Annotated in this window: 23 protein-coding genes; 8 read left to right on the top strand and 15 right to left on the bottom strand. The window is 65.1% G+C overall.

Annotation, left to right across the window (positions count from 1 at the left end; genetic code table 11):
- The first annotated feature begins 13 nt into the window (after positions 1–13).
- Positions 14–1681 carry a hypothetical protein gene (locus tag OXT71_00265; protein ID MDE2924822.1) on the top strand — a complete coding sequence of 556 codons (1668 nt, stop codon included), beginning with the start codon at positions 14–16 and terminating at the stop codon, positions 1679–1681.
- 57 nt (positions 1682–1738) lie between these two features.
- Here OXT71_00265 and OXT71_00260 read toward each other — a convergent pair whose 3' ends face one another.
- The 8 genes from OXT71_00260 to OXT71_00225 all read right to left on the bottom strand — a co-directional run bounded on the left by OXT71_00260 (position 1739) and on the right by OXT71_00225 (position 8158).
- On the bottom strand, positions 1739–2377 hold the full coding sequence (locus tag OXT71_00260) for an RES family NAD+ phosphorylase (protein MDE2924821.1): 639 nt from the start codon (positions 2375–2377) through the stop codon (positions 1739–1741).
- Positions 2265–3134, bottom strand: coding sequence for a hypothetical protein (locus OXT71_00255; GenBank protein MDE2924820.1), 870 nt, complete (start codon positions 3132–3134; stop codon positions 2265–2267). Before OXT71_00255 ends, OXT71_00260 begins: the two co-directional genes overlap by 113 nt.
- Positions 3135–3286: 152 nt before the next feature.
- Positions 3287–3955, bottom strand: coding sequence for an ATP-binding cassette domain-containing protein (locus OXT71_00250; GenBank protein MDE2924819.1), 669 nt, complete (start codon positions 3953–3955; stop codon positions 3287–3289).
- On the bottom strand, positions 3942–4628 hold the full coding sequence (gene modB / locus OXT71_00245; GenBank protein ID MDE2924818.1) for a molybdate ABC transporter permease subunit: 687 nt from the start codon (positions 4626–4628) through the stop codon (positions 3942–3944). The genes OXT71_00250 and modB overlap by 14 nt, the downstream gene beginning before the upstream one ends.
- Positions 4622–5500 (bottom strand): molybdate ABC transporter substrate-binding protein, encoded by an 879-nt coding sequence (gene modA, locus OXT71_00240; GenBank protein ID MDE2924817.1) that lies wholly within the window; start codon positions 5498–5500, stop codon positions 4622–4624. Before modA ends, modB begins: the two co-directional genes overlap by 7 nt.
- On the bottom strand, positions 5497–6534 hold the full coding sequence (locus tag OXT71_00235) for a helix-turn-helix domain-containing protein (GenBank protein MDE2924816.1): 1038 nt from the start codon (positions 6532–6534) through the stop codon (positions 5497–5499). The genes modA and OXT71_00235 overlap by 4 nt, the downstream gene beginning before the upstream one ends.
- A gap of 34 nt (positions 6535–6568) precedes the next feature.
- Positions 6569–7402 (bottom strand): methyltransferase domain-containing protein, encoded by an 834-nt coding sequence (locus tag OXT71_00230; GenBank protein MDE2924815.1) that lies wholly within the window; start codon positions 7400–7402, stop codon positions 6569–6571.
- 15 nt (positions 7403–7417) lie between these two features.
- Entirely contained in the window at positions 7418–8158 is a 741-nt protein-coding gene (locus OXT71_00225; GenBank protein ID MDE2924814.1) for a phenylalanine--tRNA ligase beta subunit-related protein, read from the bottom strand.
- 34 nt (positions 8159–8192) lie between these two features.
- Between OXT71_00225 and OXT71_00220 the strand changes: the two genes are divergently transcribed.
- Positions 8193–9383 (top strand): pyridoxal phosphate-dependent aminotransferase, encoded by a 1191-nt coding sequence (locus OXT71_00220; protein MDE2924813.1) that lies wholly within the window; start codon positions 8193–8195, stop codon positions 9381–9383.
- Between the two features lie 13 nt (positions 9384–9396).
- Here OXT71_00220 and OXT71_00215 read toward each other — a convergent pair whose 3' ends face one another.
- Positions 9397–11013 carry an MATE family efflux transporter gene (locus tag OXT71_00215; GenBank protein MDE2924812.1) on the bottom strand — a complete coding sequence of 539 codons (1617 nt, stop codon included), beginning with the start codon at positions 11011–11013 and terminating at the stop codon, positions 9397–9399.
- A gap of 284 nt (positions 11014–11297) precedes the next feature.
- On the opposite strand from OXT71_00215, the gene OXT71_00210 reads away from it, so the two are divergent.
- A complete protein-coding gene (locus OXT71_00210) occupies positions 11298–12923 on the top strand; it encodes a sodium/solute symporter (GenBank protein MDE2924811.1) in 1626 nt (541 codons plus the stop codon).
- 28 nt (positions 12924–12951) lie between these two features.
- Positions 12952–14043: a Gfo/Idh/MocA family oxidoreductase gene (locus tag OXT71_00205; GenBank protein ID MDE2924810.1), complete on the top strand. Its 1092-nt coding sequence runs from the start codon at positions 12952–12954 to the stop codon at positions 14041–14043.
- 13 nt (positions 14044–14056) lie between these two features.
- Here OXT71_00205 and OXT71_00200 read toward each other — a convergent pair whose 3' ends face one another.
- From OXT71_00200 to OXT71_00190, 3 genes are all read right to left on the bottom strand, one after another.
- A complete protein-coding gene (locus OXT71_00200) occupies positions 14057–15100 on the bottom strand; it encodes a mannonate dehydratase (GenBank protein MDE2924809.1) in 1044 nt (347 codons plus the stop codon).
- A 9-nt stretch (positions 15101–15109) separates the two neighbouring features.
- Positions 15110–15634, bottom strand: a complete 525-nt coding sequence (locus OXT71_00195) for a hypothetical protein (GenBank protein MDE2924808.1) — start codon at positions 15632–15634, stop codon at positions 15110–15112.
- 303 nt (positions 15635–15937) lie between these two features.
- Positions 15938–16903 carry a dihydrodipicolinate synthase family protein gene (locus OXT71_00190; protein ID MDE2924807.1) on the bottom strand — a complete coding sequence of 322 codons (966 nt, stop codon included), beginning with the start codon at positions 16901–16903 and terminating at the stop codon, positions 15938–15940.
- Positions 16904–17122: 219 nt separating this feature from the next.
- Here OXT71_00190 and OXT71_00185 point away from each other — a divergent pair, with 219 nt between their 5' ends.
- Positions 17123–18235, top strand: coding sequence for a deoxyhypusine synthase family protein (locus tag OXT71_00185; GenBank protein MDE2924806.1), 1113 nt, complete (start codon positions 17123–17125; stop codon positions 18233–18235).
- On the top strand, positions 18232–18774 hold the full coding sequence (locus OXT71_00180) for a DinB family protein (protein MDE2924805.1): 543 nt from the start codon (positions 18232–18234) through the stop codon (positions 18772–18774). Before OXT71_00185 ends, OXT71_00180 begins: the two co-directional genes overlap by 4 nt.
- 13 nt (positions 18775–18787) lie before the next feature.
- Here OXT71_00180 and OXT71_00175 read toward each other — a convergent pair whose 3' ends face one another.
- On the bottom strand, positions 18788–20107 hold the full coding sequence (locus tag OXT71_00175; protein ID MDE2924804.1) for a Gfo/Idh/MocA family oxidoreductase: 1320 nt from the start codon (positions 20105–20107) through the stop codon (positions 18788–18790).
- 193 nt (positions 20108–20300) lie between these two features.
- On the opposite strand from OXT71_00175, the gene OXT71_00170 reads away from it, so the two are divergent.
- On the top strand, positions 20301–21359 hold the full coding sequence (locus OXT71_00170; GenBank protein ID MDE2924803.1) for a sodium:calcium antiporter: 1059 nt from the start codon (positions 20301–20303) through the stop codon (positions 21357–21359).
- 13 nt (positions 21360–21372) lie between these two features.
- Here the strand turns inward: OXT71_00170 and OXT71_00165 are convergent, their stop codons facing one another.
- Positions 21373–21963, bottom strand: a complete 591-nt coding sequence (locus OXT71_00165) for a DNA-3-methyladenine glycosylase I (GenBank protein MDE2924802.1) — start codon at positions 21961–21963, stop codon at positions 21373–21375.
- A gap of 71 nt (positions 21964–22034) precedes the next feature.
- On the opposite strand from OXT71_00165, the gene OXT71_00160 reads away from it, so the two are divergent.
- Positions 22035–23342 (top strand): Gfo/Idh/MocA family oxidoreductase, encoded by a 1308-nt coding sequence (locus OXT71_00160; protein MDE2924801.1) that lies wholly within the window; start codon positions 22035–22037, stop codon positions 23340–23342.
- 18 nt (positions 23343–23360) lie between these two features.
- On the opposite strand, the gene OXT71_00155 is transcribed toward OXT71_00160, so the two are convergent.
- Positions 23361–24716 (bottom strand): PQQ-binding-like beta-propeller repeat protein, encoded by a 1356-nt coding sequence (locus tag OXT71_00155; protein MDE2924800.1) that lies wholly within the window; start codon positions 24714–24716, stop codon positions 23361–23363.
- Positions 24717–24939: the final 223 nt, after the last annotated feature.

Genomic DNA, 24939 nt, shown 5'->3' with positions numbered 1-24939 from the left:
TAGACTGCGCCGCATGACCTGCAACGGGAGAAGCTCGCTGGAGAATGGGTGTCTGGCGGCTGCTGCCGTCCTCATCGTGGCCGGATTGGCCGGATGCTCTTCGCATCCGTCCCGGGACCGGGAGCCGGTCCGGATCGGCTCCGTCAAGCAGCTCTTCATCGACGACCACATCGTGGAGACCATGTCGTCCGTCTCCCGGGTCCTGAACCGGCCGGTCAAGCATCCCGGAGGACCGGTGTTGAGGCCGGAGCGCAAGTGGGAAGGAAACTTCGCCGCCGTGAGCTCCGTGATCTACGATCCCCAGGACGCCCTCTTCAAGATGTGGTACGTCCCCAGTCTGATCACGGCCGAGCGGCCTCCCGGACCACTGGAGGAATACGAGAGCCTGCTTCGCGCCAGCAATTACCAGGAGCAACTGGACCTGTCCTGTTACGCCGTCTCCCGGGACGGGGTTCGCTGGGAGAGACCCGAGCTGGGTCTGGTGGAGTTCGAGGGCTCGACCCGCAACAACATCATTTCGGACCGGTCGGTCCGCTCCGAAGGCGGGCTCTACAACTCGGGCCGCGCACCCAACGCGTTCCGGGACCACAGGGAACAGGATCCGGACCGGCGCTACAAGGCCCTGGGTTACGCCCGGGCGGCAAACGGAAAGATCGGCATCTGCCTCTACTTTTCGCCTGACGGGCTCGCCTGGAACGAGTATCCGGGAAACCCGGTCATGATGGGGACGGGCGACACTCACACCGTCCTGGGTTGGGACCCTTCCCGGACGAAGTACGTGGCCTATCTGCGGCCCGGATGGAAGGACTACCAGGAGGCCGTCGCAGCCTACGAATCCATTCCAACCGAGGTTCGAGCCGCCAGCCTGCCCTCCCACACGCTCGACCAGTTGGCGCCTGCCGCGGGAAACCGCCGGATCCGGACCATCGGTTTCTCGTCCAGCGACGACTTCGTTCACTGGTCGCCCATCGAACCGGCGTTGATTCCCGATTCGATGGATCCGGCGGACCTCCAGTTCTACGGCATGCCGGCTCTGCTCTACGAAGGAATCTACCTGGGGTTTCCCTGGGTGTTCCGAACCAACAGCCTGACCATGGAGAGCCATTTCGCCTACAGCCGCGCCGGCCGCGAATTTCTGCGCCTCCCGGACCGGGGCCCCTTCATTCCGCTTGGAGCCAACGGCACGTGGGACGACGGCTGCGTCTATGTCCGGCAGCCCATCGTGCACGACGGCACGATCTGGTTCTTCTACCTGGGCGTCAACTGGCGCCACGGCGTGGAGGATTTGTTGGCGGAGGGAGAGAACGCCGAGGCGGCTGTGGGACTGGCCACCCTTCCCCTGGACGGCTTCGTCTCGCTGGACGCCGGTCCCAATCCGGGGACGGTGACCACCCGCCCGCTGATATTCGAAGGAAGCCGCCTGCTGGTGAGCTTCGAGGACTCGCAAAAAGGGTCGGCCGGCGTGGACCACCACTCTTCCCTGAGGGTGGAGGTGCTGAACTCTCAAGGAGAACCGCTGGAGGGTTTCGGTCTGGAGGAGATGGATCCGGTCACCCGCACCGTCGCCGCCCAACCGGTCTCCTGGGCCGGATCGTCCGATCTGTCGGCCCTGGCCGGCCAGCCGGTTCAATTGCGTTTCCACCTGCGCAACGGCAAGTTCTATTCCTTCCGGTTTCAGTAGGATCGAGCTTGCCGTCATGGCATCTCCCGAGGAGAAAACCTCCCCCGCGGGAGTCGTTCAGAGGAATTCGTAACCAATCTTCCGACATGCATGTCGGATCGGCTCGATCAACATCGGGCTGCTCAACTCGCCGTGGAAGCCGGGTGTCTCCGGGAACGGATTGACGGCGAGGGCGCGTTCATAGAGTGCGATCACAGGCCGATTGGTGAGCGAGGAGGGGTAGTAGAGCCCATGTATGCTGCCGTAGCGTTCGTACAACGCACGCGACCAGTTCTGGGAGTAGATGGCCGGTCCGCTGACCAGTTTCATGGAACCGCCGGCTCGGACGCAGAAAGTGCCGGTCAGATCGAGCAATGACAGGTCGTTAGCCAGCTTGAATGACACCAGCCAGGGCCGCTGAAGAAATCTGTCGACGGTCCGCCGTTCTTGGAAGACTTCCGCCAGCGCAGTCGAAACATCGACGGCAAGATAGAGGATGCCGCGCGTCTGTTCTTGAGATCTCTCCGCGTCGTCGGGGTGGTGGTGATCGAAACGAGCCGAGGTCGGCCCGTAGTGTCGGAACCGGCGCCACTGGGTCGGATGGTCACCGCCGCGCCGATAGATTCGGTGTAGCGGAGTCCCGCTGCGAAGTGAGACCAAGCTCGGAGGAAGGCGCTGGAGTCTGACCGGATCTGGTCTGTTCGGAAGTTTGGCCATGGCGCCCCCTCATGCGGTTGGCGAGAAACACCACTCGCTCGGCGTCGTATCCTCCCTTCAGCCATTCCAGTGGTCGGATGGTGTGATCGATGTCCTCATCCAGGTACAGATCCAGATTCGGCAAGTGGTACCAGTTGTACACCTCAACAGGATGCAGATCACTCGGGAGCGCCTTGTTGACTCCCGCGATGTTGGACACCAACCGGTTACCCTGAAACTGGAAGTCCGGAACGTAACGGCGATGGCCGATCAGAAAGCTGTACAGCGATCGATCTCCGATCATCTGGCGAATCCGGCCCGGGCTCAGTCCGAGCCGACGGCTCGCAGCCTTGCTCGAAAGGCTCCGCGTGACGATGGCGGCATATTTGACGGTGGTCTGAGCCAGTGGATCAGGCCCCGGCTGCGGCTCCAGGACCAGACCCCCTTGACGAAGGACGTCCTGCTCCTCGACCGTCAGCTCTCGAGTGGCGTTGCCGTAGACCGTCGGTTCCATTTGTTCGAGAACGAGCATCAGGGCATGTTTCGCGGCAGATTGGACGGTGGTCTGAGCCAGTGGATCAGGCTCCGGCTGCGGTTCCAGGACCAGACAGCCTTGACGAGGGACGTCTTGCTCCACGGCCCGCATTTCCCGAGTGACGTCGCCATAGACCGTCGGCTCCATCTGTTCGAGAACGAGCATCAGAGCCTGGTTCAGCGATTCATATGAAGTTTCCCGGAAACCTCGTGCGGCGAAGTAGCTCTCGGGAAGAGATTTCATGCCGATCTCCTTGGGATGCAGATTCGAGCGCTGTTGATTTTGGCTAGTGTATACCATCGTCCCAACGGGTCGATCTTGCGAATCGGCGGTCGCGGGGAGGGCGTGTGGAATTGTCGAGCCTCCTCCGCAAACCCGGCTGTTTTCGTCCCCTCTTACAGTAACGACGCCGACCCGGAAGTGACGATCCGGCCTTGGTTGAGCAGGATCGTTCGGCTGGCTAGGCGGAGGACCGCCTCGCGGACGTGACTCACGATCAGCGTGGGGATTCGCCACTCGTCGATGACCCGCGCAATGTAGTCCAGGATGCGGTCCCGCAGGGGTTCGTCCAGCGCCGCCGTGGGTTCGTCCAGGAGCAGGAATTCCGGGTGGATCAGCAGGGCCCGGCCCAACGCCACCCGTTGCTGCTCACCGCCCGAGAGGTTACGGGGGTAGCGTTTCAGCAGGCGCTCCAGATCCAGGACCTCCACCAGCCGGTCGAAGCGGATCCCGTCCCCCGGCCTTCCATTTTGCCTGCGGCCGAAGCGGAGGTTGCTCTCCACGGTGAGGTGCGGGAACAGGCGCCGGTCCTGGAAGACGAACCCGATGCGGCGCCGCTCGGGAGGCACCATGATTCGCCGCTGCCGGTCCAGGACCACTTTGCGGCCGACTTCGATGCGTCCCTGCTGAGGTTGCTTCAGACCCGCGATCATCTCCAGAATTGTGGTTTTTCCGCTCCCGGAGGGGCCGCAGAGAGCCGTCACCAACTGGTCCGTCTCGAACTCGGCCTCAAGAAGGAACCCGGTGGAGAACCGGTGGCTGGCCCGGAAGTCAAGATAGCTCATGGCGTTCCCGTCTCCGTTCCAGGATCTCGCTGGCCGCCAGCGTGACGCAGGCCAGCAGGATGGACACCAACAGCAGGCGTTTGCTCCGGTCCCACCCGCCCGGGCTTTGCACCAGGGAATAGATGGCGGTGGGAATGGTCTGGGTCTGTCCCGGGATGTTGCCGGCCACCATGATGGTGGCGCCGAATTCGCCCAGGGTGCGGGCGAAGCCCAGCACCGAGCCGGCCACGATTCCCCGCAGGGCCAGCGGCAGGCTGACCCGGTAGAAGGTGGAGAGCCGGCTCCGGCCCAGGCTTCGAGCCGCCTCCTCCAGGCGCGTGTCCACGCTCCGGAACGAGACGCGGATCGTCCTGACCATCAGTGGAAAGCTCACGATGGCTCCCGCGGCAACCGCGGCGTACCAGGTGAAGACCACCCGCCAGCCCAGAAACTCGTCCAGCAGCCGGCCCAGGGGGCCGTTTCGCCCCATCAGGAGCAGGAGAAGATAGCCGGTGACCACCGGCGGCAATACCAGGGGAAGGTTCACCACCGTCTCCACGATCCATTTGCCGGCCGACCTCCACCGGGCCAGGAAGTAGCCCAGGCCGATGGCGAACGGCAGGCCCAGGGCCACAGAGGCGGTGGCCACCTTGAGGCTGGTGACGACGGCGTTCCACTCCGGTTCGGTCAGCATGGGCCTCCGGTTGGCGTTTTCCCCGCCGATGGTGCAATTTGCGGCCCGGCCCGCGGCGCGGACGCGATTCCGGCAGCCTGGTCTGCAAGTATCGAGAACCCGAATCGACGGAAGACCTCAGCGGATTCCGGGGAGGAGAGGTACTCGAAGAAACGCTTGGCCGCCTCGCCGGGAGATTTCAAGAGGATCAGGGGGTACACGATGGGCCGGCTCGAGGCGGTGTCGAGTTCCAGGAGTGGTTGCACCTCCTCCGAGATCCGCAGATCGGTGGCATAGACGATACCCGCCTCCGCCTCTCCCCGCTCCACGAAGAACAGGGCCTGGCGCACGTCGGAACCGCGCACCACCTTGGATTGGAGGGGCCGCCACAGGTCGAGTCTTTGCAGCGCATCCCGGGCGTAGATCCCCGCGGGGACGCCCTCGGGGTCGGCCAGGCTCAGCCGGGCGATTTTCGGATCCAACAGGTCGGACGGCTTCCGGAGCTGGAGGCCGCTCCCCGACGGGGCGATGACCACGAGCCGGTTTCCCAACAGGTCCCGCCGCCTGGAAGCCAGGCCCTCGGTGACGACCTCCTTCACCCAATGAACGTTGGCGGAGAGGAACAGATCGCCTCCGGCGCCGGCCAGGATCTGTTGAGCCAGGGTCGACGAGGCGGCGAAATTCAGGGTCACCGGCACCTGGCTCGCAGCCTCGAACCGGGTGGAGATCTCCCGGACGGCGTCCTGGGTGCTGGCCGCCGCGAAGAAGAGGATGGAAGAAGGGGTTTCTTCGCGGACGCCGCAGGCCGGCGCCGCGGCCGCGAGCAGGACCGCGGCGGCCGTGCGCAAGCGTTTCGGCAGGGAGCGTTTCGGCATGAGACGTCGCGCCGTCATTCCTGGATCCGGTCGCCGGCGCCCGCGGCCTCGTAGCCGGGCAGTTGTTGCAGGTCGTTTCGATAGGACCGGGAGCGGAGGACTTCCACGAGACTCCGGATGGGGAGCGTGGACTCCAGGTCGGCCCGGTAGCAGAGGTCGTAGCTCTCCTCCCGGACCTTGAGGAAGCGCAGGCCCCGTTCCTGCGCCGGCAGGCGGACGCAGATCCCGGCCTGGGCCCAGCCGGTCCGAATGGTCTCGCTGACGCCATGATGGTCGCGGGCCGTGCGGTGGTAGCCGGTGGGCTTCTCGCCCGATCCCAGAATCTGATCCAGGCACTGCCGGGCGGCCGAGCCTTCCTCACGGCCGACCCAGCGCAGGTTCGAGGCCAGCACTTCCCGGATGGACGCGGCCTTTTGAGCCGGGTCCAGAGCCACGCCCGCCTCCCATCGAGCCACCCGGACGAGATGGAAGTTTCCGCCCAGGACCTCGCCTGCAGCCCGGAGGTTCTCGGCATGGTCGAAATGAAGGCCGGCCGCGTGCACCAGGCCCCGTCCCAGAAGCCGGATCGCTTCCCGGCTGGAGCGGATCAGGGGAAGGACCCGGAGCCCGCAATCGGCCCCCACGTGGGAGGAGAGCAAGCCCACCGACGGGTCGCACCCGGCCACCACCAGCGTCTTCTCCGGGTTCATGGGCCGGGTCAGCTCGAGCTTGGATTCTCCATAGACGCCGTCATGCCGCAGACTGCCCGCCAGCGTCCACTCGGTGGGGAACGCGAGGGTCCTGCCGCCGACTCTCGCCCGCCAGAAACGGCCCCGTTGCCGCCGGGGCTCCCAGGCCCAATCGACCTGCTGCCCGTCGATTTCGCCCAGGCTGAAGAGTTCCTCCACCGAGCAGTCGAAGGCGCGGGCCAGGGAAAGCGCGGCCGCGGTGGAAGGAATGACCCGTCCCGTCTCGATGGCGCTGATGGCGGCCCGGGAGAGGCCGGAGCGGCGGGCCAGTTCCTGCTGAGACCAGTTCAGACGCCGTCGCCGGTGAGAGAGGCTGTTTCGCATGGATACAGAAGTATCCAATTCTGATACTAAGCTGTCAACTCACCCGTACTTCACCTGGGCTATTCTCCTTTCGTCCCCGGCAGAGGACGGCCACCATGGGGACTTCCAGGCCGCCGTCGATTTCGTAGGCCGACGCCCGCTCCAGGATGGCCTCGCGGATCCGGACCAGGTCAGCCGGTCGCTGCGCCAATAGCGTGGGACCCGTGCGGGCTGTCCCCTCCTCGAACGCCCTCAGGAGTACCGTCGCCGAAGGGAGTCGCCAGGTCAGGCGGATCGACTCGATTCGCGGCTCCCAGAACCCGGTTTCGAGGAGGATCCGGCGCGACTCCTCAGGGTCGCTGAAACGGAAGAAGGGCGGCCCGGGCGGCAGCGGGACCTCCAGGGTGCCGTAGTCCCGGATGGAGCCGTAGACCACTTCGAAGGCCCGGGACTGGTCCGGAGGCGCCCAGACCGTGTAGGCGGCCCGGCCGCCCGGGCGGAGCACGCGGTACGCCTGGGCCAGAGCCCGCTCCGGATGCTGGAAATGGAGCATCCCGAAATTGATGGCCACGGCGTCGAAGCTCCCGTCGCGGAAGTCCAGATCCTCGGCGTCTCCCAGCCGGAAGTCGAGGGCGGGGTGGAGGCGTCGGGCCCTGGACAGCATTTCACTGGAGAAGTCGACTCCAACGACCGAAGCCCCTGCCGAGACCGCCGCCGCCGCGACATGTCCGGTTCCGCAGCTCACGTCCAGGAGGCGGGTTTCCCGAGTCACGCGAAGCGCTTCCAACAGGGGCGGGACGGTCTGCCGGGTCAGGCCGGCCCAGTAGCCGGCGTAGGTCTCGACGGCCTCCTGCCATCGTCCGTGCTCGAAGTCGCGAAAGCTCGTCATATTCGATGGTTCCCGTCATCCGTCCAGGATCCGGCCGCTGCCGCCGCAGGCCCCGGTGATCTCGTCCACGGTCTCGGTCAAAATCCGTTCCACACCGGAGGAGCCGAGAGCGCGGGTGGCGCCCACGATGAGCAGCACGTTGGTGGTCCCGGGGGTGATCTTGCTGAACTCGGCCTGGCGGACGTCCAACCGGCAGATCAAGCGATTCCGGGCGTCCACGTACCCGAATTCGCCTTTTCCGAAAGATTCCGGCTCCCGGCTGCCCAAGGGAATGAAGGTCTCGTCCCCGTTCAGCAACCGGAGCTCGACCGGAGGGGAGAGCCGGTCCAGATCGTGAGCTCCCAGGGAACAGATCCATTTGAGACTCACCAGGTTGTAGGTGTCCACCAGGTTGTTGATGGTGGGTATGGAGCCCCGCTTCAGGGCCAATTGCACCAGCCTTTCGCAGGACGGCTGCAGTTTTCGGGGGTTGACTCCCACCGCTCGGAAGATGGAGTGCAGTTCCACCACCTGGCCCGTCTCCCGGACCGACCGGGGAGTGGAAAATCGGGCGCGGAGAACCTCCGCGGCCCGGAGAACCCGTTCCGGAAAGTCGGGCGGTGAGGGCTGGATCGCGACCCCCCGGAAGAGGAGGGCACGAGAGTGGAGACCCATTTTCCGGCAGGACGGGGAGACGGTGAAGAAATCCATCGTGGATGGATCCGAAGCCTGGACGAGCCGGGTCGCCGTGTCAATCTGCGGGCCGGTTTGACTCACGGCCCGTGCCGCCGTAGTAGACTGACCCGGGAATATGAACAACGAACGATCCGGCGACGGCATCGGTCTGGCGTCCAGCGTGTTCCAGGTGAAGCCCTCCCAGATTCGGGAGCTGGGGGAAGTGGCCTTCACCATGGAGGGTGTGCTCCGGCTCCAATTCGGCGAGTCGGACATGCCCACGCCCGATTTCATCAAGGAGGCGGCAAGCCGGGCCATGGCGGAGGGCTACACGTTCTATTCCGAGAATGCGGGACTGCCCAGTCTCAGGGAGGCCCTGGCCGAAAAGTATCTCGAGCTCCATGAGGTTCGTCTCGACCCGGCCTCCGAGATCCTGGTGACGGCTTCCGGAGTCCAGGCCCTCAACCTGTCGATCCGGTGCCTCGTGAATCCGGGGGACGAGGCGCTGCTCCTGACCCCCAACTGGCCCAACGCGGCGGCTATCGTCAGCCTCTTCAACGGCAACCCCCGGGAAGTACCGTTTCTGGAGCGGGAGGGACGATTCGTCCCCGATTTCGACGCTCTGGAGTCTGCACTGACGCCTCGGACCCGGCTGCTCATCTACAGTTCGCCCTCCAATCCCCTGGGCTGGGTGGCGTCGCCGAAAGACCAGCGGCGATTGCTGGATTTCTGCCGCCGCAACGGATTGTGGCTGCTGGCCGACGAGGTCTACGAACGGATCTACTACCAGGGCGGGGCGGCTCCCTCGATCCTGCGGATCGCCGACCGGTCCGACGCGGTGGTGGTGGTCCAATCCTTCTCCAAGAGCTACTGCATGACGGGCTGGCGGCTGGGATGGGTGGTCTCACGCCGGGACCTCATTTTCAAAGGCGCCGAGATCAACGAGTTCATCGTTTCCCACGCCGCTTCCATGATCCAGCGGGCCGGCGAACTGGCGCTCCGCCACCGGGACGATGGGATCCCGCAGATGGTGGAAAAGTTCAGGAAGCGCAACCAGTACTGTTTCCAGGCCCTGGCCTCCCTGGACTCGGTCTCGGTGCTGCAACCGGCAGGGGCCTTCTACGTGTTTCCCGCCGTCGAGGGACTGGAGGATTCCTTCGCCTTCGCCATGGCGCTTCTCCGCAAGTGCAAGGTGGCGGTGGCTCCGGGCGTGGCCTTCGGCCGGGGCGGCGGCGGATCCTTCCGCATCTGCACGGCGCCCGGCTTTTCCGTCCTGGAGCCGGCCATGGAGCGGATCTGCCGTTTCCTCGAGAGCGGCGATTGGTAACCGGGACTCTTGCTCAGTCGACGCGTCCCACTTCCTCGGCGATGTCCACCACGGCGGCTCCCGGCTCGGACACCGGCGCCGTGGGGCTGAGGGGTGCGATCCGGGCGGCATCCTGCTTCGTCGGCTCCAGAATCCGCAACGTCCGCCAGCGGCCGGATTCGAACCGGTAGGCCATGGTCACGCCCAGAACGATGATGTACACCGTCGCGGCCACCCAGGGACCCACCGATTCGAGTTGGGGATAGTACCGGGTCATGAGCCACCCGCCGACGAGTATGAAGCCCCAGTTGTAGAGGATGGTGACGGCGCTGGGCCAGAGCGTGTCGCCGGCGCCCCGGAGGGCGCCCGTGTAGATGATCCCGAAGGCGTCGAAGGCCTGGAATATGGCGGCGCAGATCATGAGGGTGGCTCCGATCTCCACGATCTGCCGGGCCTCGGCAGGGTCCAGATGGAGTCCGCCCACGAAGATGGACACCAGCTCATACCGGAAGAGATAGAAGATGACTCCGAACAGGGTCATGTAGATCAGGCCCACCAGGACTCCCAGGCGGGCCCGGGCGGCCGCCACGTCGGGCCGGTCCGCACCCTGGTAGTTGCCCACCAGCGTGGTCACCGCCACCGACAGGCCCAGGGCCGGCATGAAGCTGAGGTGGATGTAGGTGATGGAGATCCACCCCGCGGTCTGGTGATACGTCCCGAAGACCCCCACCAGCCGGGTCATGAAGATGGACCAGCAGGCCATTTCGTTTCCCACCTGGACGCCTGCCGGGACTCCGATTCGGAGCAGGTCCAGGATGGGGCCCTTCTGCGGTCTCCATTGCCGCCGGCTCCGCAACTCCCGGTTCATGGAGGGACCCAGGAACAGGATCACGGGGATCACCGATTCCACCAGCGTGCCGGCGATGGTTCCCAGGGCGGCGCCCGTCAGTCCCAGGGCGGGCAGGCCCGGGATGCCGGGCAGGCCCCAGCCGGGCGCGCCCAGATGTCCGAAGATGAGCGCGTAGTTCACCGCGACGTTGGTCACGTTCCCGCAGATGGCCGACACCGTGGCCACCTTGGGTCTTTGCAGGCCAAAGAAATAGTGGTGCAGGGCCCGGCTGATGAGGAGCAGGATCGATCCGGCCAGGAGAATCTGCGCATATTGGGTCTCCAGGCCGATCAAGGTGTCCAACTGCTCCATTTCCGCTTGCGCCGCCACGAGATCGGCTCCCGAAGCGTTTTCCAACCCACGTTGAATCTGGTCCCGTTGAGCGGAGTGGATCAGCGGGAAGAGATACTGGAGCAACAGGGCGTAGGGAAGCATCAGCGCCACCCACATCCCGGCGCTGAGCCAGAGCGAGGCCCAGCCGTAACGGGGGGCGTCCAGGGCGCGTTTCGCTCCCAAGGACTGGCTGACGAAGGTGTTGACCACCGTCAACAGACCCAGCGTGAAGGCGATGGGCGTAAACGCCCAGACGCCGCCATTGCCTTGGGCGGCCACCTCCACCGGCCCCACCTGCCCCACCATGAGCTTGTCGGCGAACTGCATCACCGTGTAGCTGGTCATGGTCATGACCGTGGGCCAGGCGATGGTCCAGAGCTCAAGCAGGGGCTGGACTGACGGAGAAGGACTGTCGGGCGTTTTCGTCATGAGGAAATCTATACGGGACGGGCGCCGAATCGAAGCCGATAGTCTAACAGCACAGGGAACCAGGAGGGACGATTTCCAATCGCCCGGTCTTGCACGCGTCCCCCGGCAACTCAGGAATCGGCGGTTAGGAAACCGCCGCCCCGAGCGGAAGGGTGATTTCCCAATCGCCCGGTCTTGCACGCGTCCGCCTGCAACTCGGGAATCGGCGGTTGGGAAACCGCCGCCCCGGTGCGGCGGCTGGAAAGCCGCCGAGCCAAAATGGTAGAGTTCGTGGCCGCAACGCCATGGACATCACAGGACAGAGCGGGCTGACCCTCATCGACTGGCTGATCGTCGTCACTTACGCCTCGTCGACCATCGGCCTGGGCTACTACTTCTCGCGCCGGCAGCGAAGCACCAGCGAATACTTCGTGGGCAGCGGGGCCATGAATCCGCTGCTGGTGGGCATCTCCCTTTTCGCCACGCTGCTGAGCACCATCTCCTATCTCTCCATGCCGGGAGAGACCATCGCCAAGGGGCCCGTGGCCACGGTGGCCAACCTCTGCTCCTATCCCATCGCTTTTCTGGTCGTCTCGGGCCTGTTCCTGCACCTCTACATGCGGCAGCGGGTCACGAGCGCCTACGAGTTGCTGGAGGAACGGCTCGGCCTGGGGATCCGTCTGCTGGGGTCGGTCCTGTTCATCCTCATGCGGCTGGTCTGGATGTCCCTGCTGGTCTACATCGCGGCCAAGGCCATGACGACCATGTTGGGCGTGGGGGACGAATGGATCCCGCTGGTGGTGCTGGTCACCGGTTTCGTTTCGGTGATCTACACCTCTCTGGGAGGCCTGGGGGCGGTGGTCATCACCGACTTCCTCCAGTTCACCCTGCTGTTCGGCGGGGCCTGGCTGGTGATCGGGCTGGTGACCTACGAACTGGGAGGATTCACCTGGTTCCCCACCAGTTGGCAACCCACCTGGGATACGCAACCTCTGTTCAGTTTCGATCCCAGGATGCGGGTGACGGTCCTGGGCACCATTCTTAGCGCCAGCCTCTGGCAGATCTGCACGGCCGGAGGCGACCAGGTGTCGGTCCAGCGATTCATGGCCACCCGGGACGCACGCGCCGCCAAGAAGGCCTACCTGACGCAGATGGGAGCCGGCACGCTTGTGGCCTTCACCCTGGTCCTGGTGGGATTCGCGCTCTTGGGCTACTTCCAGCAGAGGCCCGACGAGCTTGCCGGTCTGAGTCTGACCACGGACGGAGATCGGATCTTCCCCCGCTTCGTCGCCTTTCACCTGCCGCCGGGAGTCACCGGCCTCGTGGTTTCGGCCATGTTCGCCGCCGCCATGTCCAGCATCGATTCGGGAGTGAACTCCATTACCGCGGTGATCATGACCGACTTCCTGGACCGGTTCGGACTGAAGCCCAAGACGGAGAAGGGGCACGTCCGGTCGGCCCAGATGCTGGCCCTCACCGTGGGGGCCATCGTCGTGGTCGGGAGCACCTTCATCGGCCAGGTTCCGGGAAACTTCACGGCCATGACCCAGCGCACCACCAACCTGCTGGTGACTCCCATCTTCGGCCTCTTCTTCTTCGCCATGTTCGTTCCTTTCGCCCGGGCCGCCGGAGTGATCGTGGGCACCATCTACGGGGTCACCACGGCCGTCCTCGTCGCATTCTCCGGAAGCTTCTACGAAGTGATCGCCGCGGGGACCGGCTTGGACACCACCGCCATCAGCTTCCAGTGGATCTCTCCGGCCGCACTGGGGGCGAACCTGACCGCGGGCCTCGTGGCCTGCAGGTTCATGAAGCCGGAGGACTCCCGGCAGCGAATCCTCCTGAAGATGGCCGTCTGTCTGATTCCTCTCCTGGCATTGGCCGGACTCATACTGGGATATCCCTGGATCGACAACGCCCCGGCTCCATAGTCACGGCCCGCATCGGGAGACACGAGAAATGGGCAAGACCTACCGGGCCGCGATCATCGGCGTCGGAGCCATCGCCGACATACACGCCATGGCCATGGGCGATCTGGAGCACGTGGACCTCGTGGCCGGTTCCTGCCGGACCGAGGCCAAGGGCAAGGCCTTCGCACAACGGTTCGGCTGCCGCTGGTACCGGGACTACCAGGAGCTCCTGGACCAGGCCCGGCCCGACTTCGTCTCCATCGCCACACCCAGCGGGTTTCACCTGGAGCCGCTGGAGGCGTGCGCCCGGCGCGGCGTCCATGTCCTTTGCGAGAAGCCCCTGGAAATCACCGTCGCGCGCGTGGACCGGATGATCCGGGTGGCCCGGGAGAGCGGGATCCGTCTGGGAGGCATATTCCCCCAGCGCTTCAACCCGGTGCTGCGGGAGGTTCACGGAGCCGCCTCCCAGGGCCGGTTCGGCGATCTGGCGGTGGTCAACGCCTATGTGCCCTGGTGGCGTGACGACGCCTACTACGCGCCCGATCGCTGGCAGGGGACGCTGGCACTGGACGGCGGCGGCGCCATGATGAACCAGTCCATTCACGGCGTCGACGCGGCCCAGTGGCTGGCCTCGGCCGCCATCCCGGATCTTCCGCCCGGCGTCAATCCGGTTCGAGAGATCTTCGCCTTCACCGCCAAGCGGGGTCACGATCCGGACCTGATCGAGGTGGAGGACACGGCGGTGGCCGTCATGCGTCTTCGTGGCGGGGCACTGGGCCAGTTGCTGGGGGCCACCTCCATGTTTCCCGGTTCGCTGAAGCGGCTTCAGTTGGCGGGGAGGGGCGGGACCGCGGAAGTGCTGGAGGACGAGCTCGTCACCTGGGCCTTCAGCCGGGAGCAGGCCGGGGACGACGGCGTGCGCCGGCGTTTTTCCCAGGAAACCCGCAGCGGCGGGGGAGCCGCCGATCCCATGGCCATCGACTACAGCCTCCACACCGGGAACATCCGCGGCTTCGTCAACTGGCTGGAGGGGGACGAGGACTTCATGCTGGACGGATCCGAGTCCCGAAAGGCGGTGGCCATCATCGAAGCCATCTACGAATCGGCCCGGACCGGCCGTGTCGCGGCCGTAGGGAGCTGAGCGCGAAAAAGGGTCAGGCGGTCAACGATTCGACGGCCCGGAGCAGCCCCTTGATGTAGCCGGTGGCGTAGGCGCGCCCCCGGTGCGACCAGAGGGTGTCGCCGGGCATCTCGGGGACGTGATCGTCGATGATGAATCCTTCGAACCCCATCTCCACCAGCAGTTTCATGACCTCCACCACGTCCACGTCCCCCTCGTCGATGAAGGTCTCGGTGATGCAGGGCACGGCTCCCCGGACGTTTCGAAAGTGGACGTATGCGATCCGGCCCCGCGCGCCGAAATAGCGCAGGCCCGCGAACATCTCGTCCACACCCATCTCCGCCCAGGTCCCCATGCAGAAGTCCAGCTTGTGGTTGGGTTCGGGGGCGATCGTCTCCATGGCGCGCCGGAAGCCCTTGAGGTTCCTGAAGATCCGGGCCACCCCTCCCAGGGAGTCCACGGGCGGGTCGTCGGGATGGAGCGCCAGGGTGACCCCCGCCTCCTGCGCGGTGGGCAGGACCGCCCGGATGAAGTACTCGTAGTTGTCCCAGAGTTCCGCGTCGGAGTATTCCCGGTCGAAGCTCAAAGGAGCGCTTCGGCCCAGCTCGTGGTCGTAGACGCTGGTCCGGGCGCCGCCCCGGGCCGGCTCGCTCTTGGAGGTGCGCCAGACGCTGTTGGCCATCCAGTGGTAGCCGAGTATGGGGATCCCCGCGCGGCCCAGGTTGCGGATCGTCTCCTGGTAGTTCTCGATCTCCCGGTCCCGTCCCGGAAGACCCAGAATGCACCGCTGGTAGAAATGGAGGGGGGTGTTCTCGATGCCCTCCAGCCGCAGGCCGTACGACTCGATCCGGGTCCGCAGTTGCAGAAGTTCCAGGTAGTCCCAGTGGGTGGGGGCCTCTTCGTCTCCCGGCTTGCTCCAGTAGGTGGACCCGATGGGACTGGAACCGAAAGGAGTCCGCCCGGTGAGATTGGGCGTGTTGAGGATGATGCCGCTGCAACCCAGTTGGGCCGCGAAGGTCAGTATGTCGTCGCTGGGGTCCCGGATGCTGCCGGCCGCCACCCGAATTCGTCTCGCCATGGCGTGACCCTATTCCGACGGGAGCGGCGGTGTCCCAACCGCCGATTCTTGGAACGGCGGTTTCCCAACCGCCGATTCCGGAACAATCTGCCCGAAGTGCAGCCCGCCGACCTCTCCGTGGCGCCAGACGCCCACGTACTGATCGTCGTAGAAGAGGACCCGCGCCGTAAAGGTGCCCAAGCCCGGGATGGCGACCTCCGTCAGGCTCAGGACCGGCGTGTCCCCGGCCCACTCCATCCGCACCGGCACCGGCACCGTGACGTCGCGGCTCCCATACTGGATCCGGGCCTGAAAGACCCAGATATCACCGCCCAGCTTCGAGACCTTGGCAACTTCGTACCTTTCCTTCCGCAGTTCCGAGCCTTCGCCGACGGTGAAGAATCCCTCCAGCACGACTCCCGACATGGATTGCCGGAATGCTTCTTCCCGCGCCTCCCGCTCCGCCTCGGTTGCGGGGTTTCCGCCTCCGCAACCCGGCAGAGCCGCCGCCAGGAAGACCAAAGAAGCCTTCAGGAAAGTAGAACGGGGAAGCATAAGAGACGCTCCGGTCTGCGGATCAGAACGGCAATGATAGCAGCCGGCTGGAAGAATCGCTGGCTACGCGGCGATCACTACGAATCTCCGGCTCGGGGCCATGCCGGGCAACGTGCGCCTTGACCGTGGAGAAGGTGGGCTTTCCCGACCCGGTGTCGTCAACGTGTCGCAACTGCGGACCGTCGACAGGAGCCGGTTGGGCCGGCGTGCCGGTCGGCTATCCCGAGCGAGAGTCCAAGGCGTTCCGGATGGACTGGGCCTCCTGTTGGGAACGGACCCGCCGAATCAGGTTGACAATGCTCCCTATTCCCGGGGGTGCAAGCCCAGGGACTCGAAGAAGGCCTTCACTTCCTTCATCTGCTCGTCGGTGTACGATTTCATTGGAGCCCGCAGGTGCCGCTTCGCGAGCCCGAAGTGCTCCAGCGCCCCGTGGAAGAAGGGGAGGCTGAAGTTTTCGATGATGGGCACGTCGTAATTCTTCGACATCTCGTAGCATTTCTCCAGGTTCCCGGCCTGGTAGGCCTCCCAGAACTCCTTGGCGATCCAGGGGGCGATGATGGCGTAGATGTCGAAGTAGGTCTTGGCGCCATAGGGAGCGGCGGCCAGGAAGCGGTAGATGCTGCCGCCGCTGTAGACGCGGAGCCGGTCCGCGAACTTGGCTTCCAGGAAGATGTATTCCCGGATGTCGTGCTCCTTCATGGCCACCACGGAGTCGATCTCCAGGAGCTTGCGCCAGGTCTTGTCCTTGAGGCCCACGTTCTTGACCGAGAGTGCCATGCGCGTGTTGGCGGCGGCGGTCCGGAAGTACTCGACGATGTCCTCCTCCGCCATCCTCGGCGCCAGCACCTCGACGGCGTCGGCCCCCAACCCCTCGGCGTACCGCAGGTAGTCGATCAACCGGGAATTCCAGAAATTGTTGGTGCAGACGATGCTGATGCCGTGATCGCCCACCGCCTCCACGAAGGTCCGGGTCACGGCCTTGACCTCGTCGTAGGAGATCCAGTCGTACTTGGTGTTCCCGCCCGTCATGTTGAAGATCCGGACGTCGTATCTCATGGCGTTGGAGATCATCTTGCGGATGGCGCCGTGATCCACGTTCCCTTCCGCGTCGAAGGGCAGCACCAGGGAGAAGATGGGTCCCTCCAGGTGCTCCATGACCTGCCGGGGGGTCAGCGGCTTCTTGATCTTGCCGGGAGCCGCCGGCAGGGAGGGCGTGAGGATCACTGTTGCCAGAACCAGGGGCAGGAACGGAGCCTTCAAAGAGGACATGAGAGCAACCTCCGGTTGGAAACCACGGAAAGGCGGGAGCCGTCTCCCGCGCTGGCCTCATGGTACAGCGTCCACCGCCGGTTGTCTCCAGGAGAGCAGGAGGGGGGACAGTCTTGTCCCCCCTGGTTCCCTTCCTCCGGTGGCAACCTCTTGCGCAATGGATGCCGGCCACAAGGGCTGCCCCTACGGTTTTTCGGTCCTGCTAGACTTGTTCAAACCATGAGAAACAGGCGTCGCAGCGACGGGCGATCCGATGGCCTGGTCCCCCTCGAGAGCCTTCCCATAGAAGAGATCGGCACCGTTCCCGAACTGTTGCGAGCCATGTCCCGGACCGCCTTCGGGGGGCGGAACCTGGGAGAGGCTTTCCAGGTCCTCCTGGAGATGATCCGCGACCGGGGTTGCCGCGTGGTCCTGACCGTTTCCGGGGCCATGACCGTGGCCAAGCAGGGACGGATCATCTGCCGGATGCTGGACCGGGGTTGGGTGGATGCCGTGGTCGCCACCGGCGCCCTCATCGCCCACGGGCTCACCGAGTCGCTGGGACTCGTCCACTACCGCTGCGAGAGCCGCCATTCCGACGAGTATCTCTACCGCCGGGGCTACAACCGGATCTACGACACTCTGGAGATGGAGCGGAACCTGGACGACGTGGAGGAACTCCTCCATTCGGTCCTGACCCGGGAGGAGCCGGAAGGCGGAACCTGGTCGTCAGCCGGCCTCTGCCGGGCGCTGGGACGGCGGCTGAGCGAGGATGACCGGGGTCCGGGGATTCTCGGCAGCGCCTTCCGCAGTGGAGTCCCGGTCTTCATTCCCGCCTTTACCGACAGCGAAATCGGACTGGACCTGGCCAACTGGGCCATGGAAAGGGAGATGCCGGCCACACGGGAGGGCCGGGAAGCGGCTGAACCGGATGAGATCTTCCGGGCGGTTCCTCCCTTCAATCCGTTCCTGGACCTGCAGGAATATGCCCGGTTCGCCGCCGCCGCGCCGCGATTGGGGATCTTCACCATCGGCGGAGGAGTCCCCCGCAACTGGGCGCAGCAGGTGGGCCCCTACTTCGAGGTGGCCGTGAACCGCCTGGGAATCCGCCGTCCGCCGCCCCGCTTCCGCTATGGCGTCCGCATCTGTCCGGAGCCGGATCATTGGGGCGGGCTCTCGGGCTGCAGCTATGCGGAGGGGGTCAGCTGGGGTAAATTCGTCTCTCCCGAGGAGGGCGGACGCTACGCCGAGGTCCACGCCGACGCGACCCTGGTCTGGCCGCTGTTGATGAGGGGACTTCTGGAGGAGTTGGGTGACGCCGGCGTCGCCCCAGCGAATCGAGGTGAATCATGAGTTCGATTCTTGAGCGAATTGCGGCGGCGGATGCCGCTCGGAGGCGGATCATCAATGCCAACCGGGGACTGTCGGCTGCTCAGGCCGCCTTCAAGGGGCCGGGCGGCTGGTCGGTCCAGGCGCACATCGAGCACCTGGTCCTGTCGGAGCAAAGGGGGGTCCAGCGAATCTGGCTGGCGGCCGAAGGCTTGCGCCGGGGCGTCCCCCTCCACGCGGGCGAAGCAGTGCACCGCGGTCTCCCCATCGAAGAGGTGATCGCCAAGACCTGGAAGCCCAAGGAGAAGGCCATGGTCGAAACCGACCCGGTGGGGGAGGGACCCCTCTCCTATTGGATCGCCCGTTACGAAGCCTGCCAGACCACCCTGGAGCAGATCCCCCAGGTCCTGTCGGGACTGGACCCGGCCCAGGCGCTGGACCTGCACTACCTGTCGGGGCCCCTGGACGCCTACCAGCGGTTGGAATTCCTCCGGTTCCACACCGACCGCCACTACGACCAGGTCGAACGGCTGAAGCAGGCCGAGGGGTTTCCGGTCCGGTAATTCGGACCCGAGTTCAGAGACCCTCCGTTTCCCAGCCCTTGCGGTAGGGACGGCGCAGGTACTGGTCCGCCTCGGGGACTCCGGCTGCCGTCAGATTGGCGCTGTCCCATTTCAACGTCTTGCCGGTTCGGAAGGCCACGTTCCCCAACAGCACCGTTTCGGTCAGGGGTCCCGAGTACGAAAAGTCGGTGGAAGCCGTGTCCTTCCCCAGAATGGCGTTGACCCACTGGGTGTAGTGACTCTCGTCCGGCTGGGTGGGGAAGACGGTGTCGGCGAAACGTTCCATGGGAAACAGGATCGGCGTTTGGCCCCCGGCCATCAGCAGGTTCCCCTTCTCGCCGATCAGGAGATTCCCGTTGGCCCAGCCGGGCCAGTCGTCGGGTGCGCCGTAGAGCTGGCGAGGCGGCCGCATCCCCGCTTCGTACCAGGTCAGGGGCAGGGTCGGCGTCGTGTACCGGGTTCCCGGAAACTCGTAGTGGACGATGGACCAGCGGGGAGCGCTCTCAGGCAGAGGATCGGTGCCCTCCGCCCGGACGGAGGACGGAGGCCCCAACTCCAGGGCGTTGATGGCGGGATCGATGAGGTGGCAGCCCATGTCCCCCAGAGCGCCGGTGCCGAAATCCCACCAGCCCCGCCAGTGAAAGGGATGGTAGACGTCTCCGTCCACATACGGCCTTTCGGGCGCCACGCCCAGCCACAGGTCCCAGTGAACATGGCCGGGCACCGGGTCGCTCCCCGACGGACGTTGTATTTCCTGTTTCCAGTAGGTCCCGGGACGGTTGGTCCAGACGTGCGCTTCCCGAACCTTTCCGATGACCCCGTCGCGGACCACTTGGACCCCCGTCCTCAAGGGGGCCAGGGAGTGATGCTGGATGCCCATCTGGGTCACGACGCCCTTCTCCTTGGCCAATCGAGTGAGGGCGCGCGCCTCGTGGACCGAGTGGGTCAGGGGCTTTTGCGTGTACACGTGCTTGCCCAGGGACATGGCCTGGTAGGCGATGGGTGCGTGCATGTGGTCGGGGGTGGAGATGGTCAGGGCGTCGATGTCCTTCTGCTCCAGGAGCTTGCGCCAATCCGTGTATTTCCTGGCGCCGGGATAGCGCTGGGCGGCCCGTTCCAGCCGCCGCTCGTCGACGTCGCAGATGGCCACCACGTCGTGGCCCAGGGCACACTCCCCCAGGTCGGTCCAACCCTTTCCGCCCACGCCGACGCCGGCCAGGCGGAGCCGGGAATGGGAAGATCTCGCCCGGATGATGGCCGGACCCGCCGCCGCGGCCAGGCTTCCCACCCCCAGGCGCTTCAGGAATGCCCGTCGATTCGATTGCTCCTTCATGGCCCGTCTTTCCTCCCTCGAACGGTTCGGCGATGTCCCTGTCCAGTCTACTACGATGCCCGGCCAATCTCCTCCGCCCGGGCCGGGACGAGGTTTGACAACGCCCGGGTCGAAGCCACTTTTGGAAACCCAGGCTTGAGTTTCCGGCCCGGGAACTGGAACATTAAAGAGGCGGTGGCGTAGGAGCGGCGATTTGGAATATCTGATTCCCAGCGAGTGGTTCGACGGACTGTCCCAGTGGATGCTGCTGTTGCTCGCGGCGGCGTCCGTGGCGGTGTTGGCCAAAGCGGCCGACCTGGTGGTGGAGGGCGCCTCGGGCATCGCCCAGGGCTTGGGCGTTCCCAAGGTGGTGGTGGGGGCCACCATCGTCTCTCTGGGGACGACCAGTCCCGAATGTGCCGTATCGGTGGTGGCGGCCTGGTCCGGCGAGCCGGGCCTGGCGCTGGGAAACGCCGTCGGCTCCATCATCGTCGACTCGGGCCTGATCTTCGGCCTGGGATGCCTTCTGTCCCGGCTTCCGGCGGACCGGTTCATCCTCAACCGGCAGGGTTGGGTCCAATTCGGCTCCGGTCTGTTGCTCGTGCTCGTCTGCTGGGGTGTCTACAAGATCGCCGGAAACGAGGCCGTCATCGACCGCTCCATGGGGTTCTTTTTCGTGGCGCTTCTGGCGGCCTACCTCGTTTTTTCGGTCCGCTGGAGCCGGGGCCATCCCGAGCTGGCCGCCCAGATGGGCAGCGAGGCGGGCGACGTGACCCATGGCACGCTCCAGCTTTGGCTGAGCGTGCTGGCCGGCCTGGTGCTGGTTCTGCTCTCGAGCCGGGTCCTCATCTGCAGCGTCATCGAGTTGGCCGAGAACCACTGGTTCATCCCCAAGGTGGTGATCGCCGCCACCCTGGTCGCCTTCGGGACGTCGCTTCCCGAGTTGGTGATCGGCATGGCCAGCATCTACCGGGGGCACAACGAGTTGCTGGTGGGGAACATCATCGGCGCGGACGTGCTGAACGTCCTGTTCGTGGTGGGGTTCTCGGCCGTAGCGGCCCCGTTGCCGGTGGTGGAGGCAGGCGCCTCATTGCCCCAGATCCTCCTCTACGTCCACCTGCCCTTCATGTTGGGGATCCTGGTCCTGTTTCGCGTCTTCATCTTCCGGGCGTCCTCCAGGGGCTGGTTCCAGAGATGGTACGGCGTCCCGCTGCTGCTCATTTACGGGGTCTACCTGGTAACGCAGATCTCGTTGGGAACGCTGGGCGAGTAACCGTCGAGGCCGCTTAGCCCCAGACCTGCCGGTAGCGGAAACAACCGGTGACGTGATCGTTCACCATGCCGGCGGCCTGCATGAAGGCGTAGCAGATGGTGGGTCCGACGAAGCGAAACCCCCGCTTTGTGAGGGATCGGCTCATGGCGCCGGATTCCCGGGTGCTGGCCGGGATCCGGTCCTGGTTCTCAAACGAATTGACGCGCGTCCGCCCACCCGTGAACTGCCAGATGTACCGGTCGAATGTCCCGAACTCTTCCTGGACCGCCAGAAAACTGCGGGCATTCCCCACCGTGGCGACCACCTTGAGCCGGTTGCGAATGATCCCCCGGTCCTGGAGCAGGCGGGCGATCTTCCTCTCGTCGTAACGGCAGATCCGCCGCGGATCGAATCCATCGAATGCGGTCCGAAAGTTCTCCCTCTTCTTGAGAATCGTCAACCAGCTCAATCCCGCCTGAAAGGCGTCCAGGACCAGGAACTCGAACAACTTCCGGTCGTCGTGAACCGGAACTCCCCATTCCCGGTCGTGGTACTCGGCAAGGAGCGGATGCCCCGCCGCCCACTGGCACCGCGCTAGGTCACCGGCCGCTGTCTCAATCCTCATCCTTGATTCTCCAGCCCGGGAATGGTATCCAAATCATGGTATTCCATCCATCCGGAACAGGAGGTGAAACCGTGAACAGACGAAATTTTCTCGGAGCGAGTTTGGCCGGCGGAGCCGCGATCGGTTCGGCCGCTGCAGCCGGTTTGGGCGGCCGCAAGCGGGTTTCGGCCAATGACAAGGTGACCGTGGCCATGATGGGTGTCCGGGGCCGCGGTCCCGTCCTGACCCGGTATTTCGGCGAGATGCCCGACGTGGATCTGGCCTACATCTGCGACGTGGACCAGAACGTGGTGGGTCCTGCCTTCAAGATCGCGGAGGAGACCCAGAGGAAACGTCCCAAGATGGAGGAGGACATCCGGCGGGTCCTGGACGACAAGTCGGTGGACGCCGTGGTCATCGCCACCCCCATCCATTGGCACTCTCCCGGAACCATCCTCTGCTGTGAAGCCGGCAAGGACGTCTACGTGGAAAAACCGGTCTCCCACAACGTCCGCGAGGGCCGCCTCATGGTGGAGGCGGCGCGCAAATACGATCGCGTCGTGCAGGTGGGGACCCAATCCAGGAGCCGGCCCAACACCCACCGCTTCATCGATTACGTCCATTCGGGCAAGATCGGCAAGGTGCTCATGGCCAAGGTCTGGAACACCCAGAAGCGCCGCAACATCGGCCACAAGGAGGACGAGCCGGTCCCGTCCGGCATCAACTACGATCTCTGGAACGGTCCCATCCCGGTGCTCCCCTTCAACCGGAACCATTACAGCGGGACGGTCAATTGGCACTGGCACTATGGCTGTGGAGACCTGGGAAACGACGGTGTCCACTGGATCGACGTGGCGCGTTGGGTCATGAAGGCGGGTCTGCCGAAACACGTCACCGGGGCCGGCCGCAAGCTCTACTTCGACGACGACCAGCAGACGCCCGACACCCAGACCGTCGTCTTCGACTACGAGGATACGGTCATCCAGTACGAGATGCGGCTCTGGAACCCTTACAAGATGAACAATGGCCAGAACGGCGTGGAAGTCTACGGCACCGAAGGCAAGGCGGTCGCTGGCTACTTCGACGGACACCGCACGTACGGCTTCCGCGTCTACGATTCCAAGCACCGGTTGGTTCGGCAGGAACTGGCCGAAGTCAGGCGCGGCCGGGAACACTACGTCAACTTCATCGACTGTATCCGGACTCGTGAAACGCCCAATTGCGACGCGGAGGTGGGGCATCTGTCCACATCGCTCTGCCACCTGGGGAACATCGCGGCCCGGACCCGGGGCAGCTTCTCATTCGATCCCGCCACCGAGACCATCACGGACGACCCGGAGGCCAACGCCCTGTTGACCCGGGAGTACCGCGATCACTGGTCGACCCGGTTGGTGACTTAGCCCGGCGGACGCAGCGTCTCAGCGGGCGGACAGATCGGCGCAGACGATCGACCGGTTGTTCCGGGCGTAGATGGACCGGTTGGCGAACGCGGGGTGCGACCAGACGGTGAGGCGCCTCCGGACGGGAACCACCGGTTCGATCAGGGTGGTCCGGCTCGTCTCCTGGTACCCTTCGGGCGAGAGCCGGGCGAAGATCATCTCACCCTGCTCGTTGAGGATGATGAACCGGTTCTGGTGGCGGACCAGGAAGGCGTTCCACCAGCGTCCCTTTCCCGTGGCTTTCAGTGTCTCCCACACCCGCTGTCCCGTCAGCGCGTCCAGGCAGCGAAGCTGACCGTAGCTGTCCACACCGTAGAGATGCCCCCGGTCCAGGACCGGCGTGCACATGAGGGAGTGCAGGCCGTCGGTCTCGATCTCGCTGGTGCTCCTGCCCTTCCAAAGGAGCGCTGCCGAAGGCCGATCGGCGCCGGTGCGCATCATGAGAGGCCCGTCGTAGAAGGCGCTCACGAACAGGAGGTTCCGGTCGGGATCGAAAATGGGGGTGGCCAGGGTGAGCCCGTTGCGGACGGGGAACTCCCGGCTCCAGTAGGTTTGTCCCGTCTCCGGATCGAGGCCGTAGAGTCCTTTTGGATTCCAGATGATGAGCTGGCGGGCGCCGCCGAACTCAAAGATGACCGGGGCCGAGTAGCCCGGTTCGTCGGCTTCCAGTGATCGCCAGATCTCGCGGCCGGTCTCCTTGTCCAGGGCCATGACGCAGCGGTTCTCGCTCCCTCCGGCGATCACGATGAGCTTTTGGCCGTCCACCAGAGGGGCGGCGGAAAATCCCCAGACGGGCGGCTGGGCGCCGAAATCCCGGATGTAGTTCCGGGACCACTGGACCTCGCCGGTGGCGGCGTCCAGGCAGATGAGGTCACCCATGGCCCCCAGTGTGTAGACCTTGCCCTGATCCACGGTGGGAGTGGTGCGAGGCCCTTGCGGGTAGGAGATCTCGTAGTCGCAGGCGTATTCGTGCTTCCAGAGAGTGGCTCCGGTCCCGGCGTCCAGGCAGAGCACCCGCTCCCGGTTGCCGTCCGAAGACCGGTCCTCCGAGGCCGGCACCAGGTCGGTGACGTAGAGCCGGTTCCCCACCACCGCCGGACCGGCATAGCCCTGGCCGATCTCCATCCGCCATTTGAAGTTCAACCGCTCAGGGAGTTCGGAGACGATCCCGCTCTCCCGCCAGACTCCATCCCGATTCGGCCCCCTCCATTGGGGCCAGTCCTCGCCTTGAGCGACTTGCGGGATCAACACCGCCCAGATCAGACATGAGCAGATCAGAAGAGGGCGGAGGACGCGGGATGCGAGCCGGAACGAGCCGATGATGTGATTCTTCATGGTGGGGACCTCAGTTGAGAGATTCGAGGTCAAAGAGTATGCCGGGAAAGCGTTTCCCGCAAGGGCGGAGCGGCGACATTCCTGTCGCCGTCCCGGGGGGGTTAGGGGGGACTGGAAGTCCCCCCCTTTACACTTTCCCTTTCTATGCCCCGGCCTCGGCGGGTGAAGCGCAGCGGGGGGCGGGTGGGGGGAGTTGGGGGCCCCGACCGGATGAGTTGTGAGG

It is taken from the genome of Acidobacteriota bacterium, from assembly GCA_028874215.1.
Classification (GTDB): Bacteria; Acidobacteriota; UBA6911; order RPQK01; family JAJDTT01; genus JAJDTT01.
This window is presented reverse-complemented; position numbering and strand designations above follow the sequence as displayed.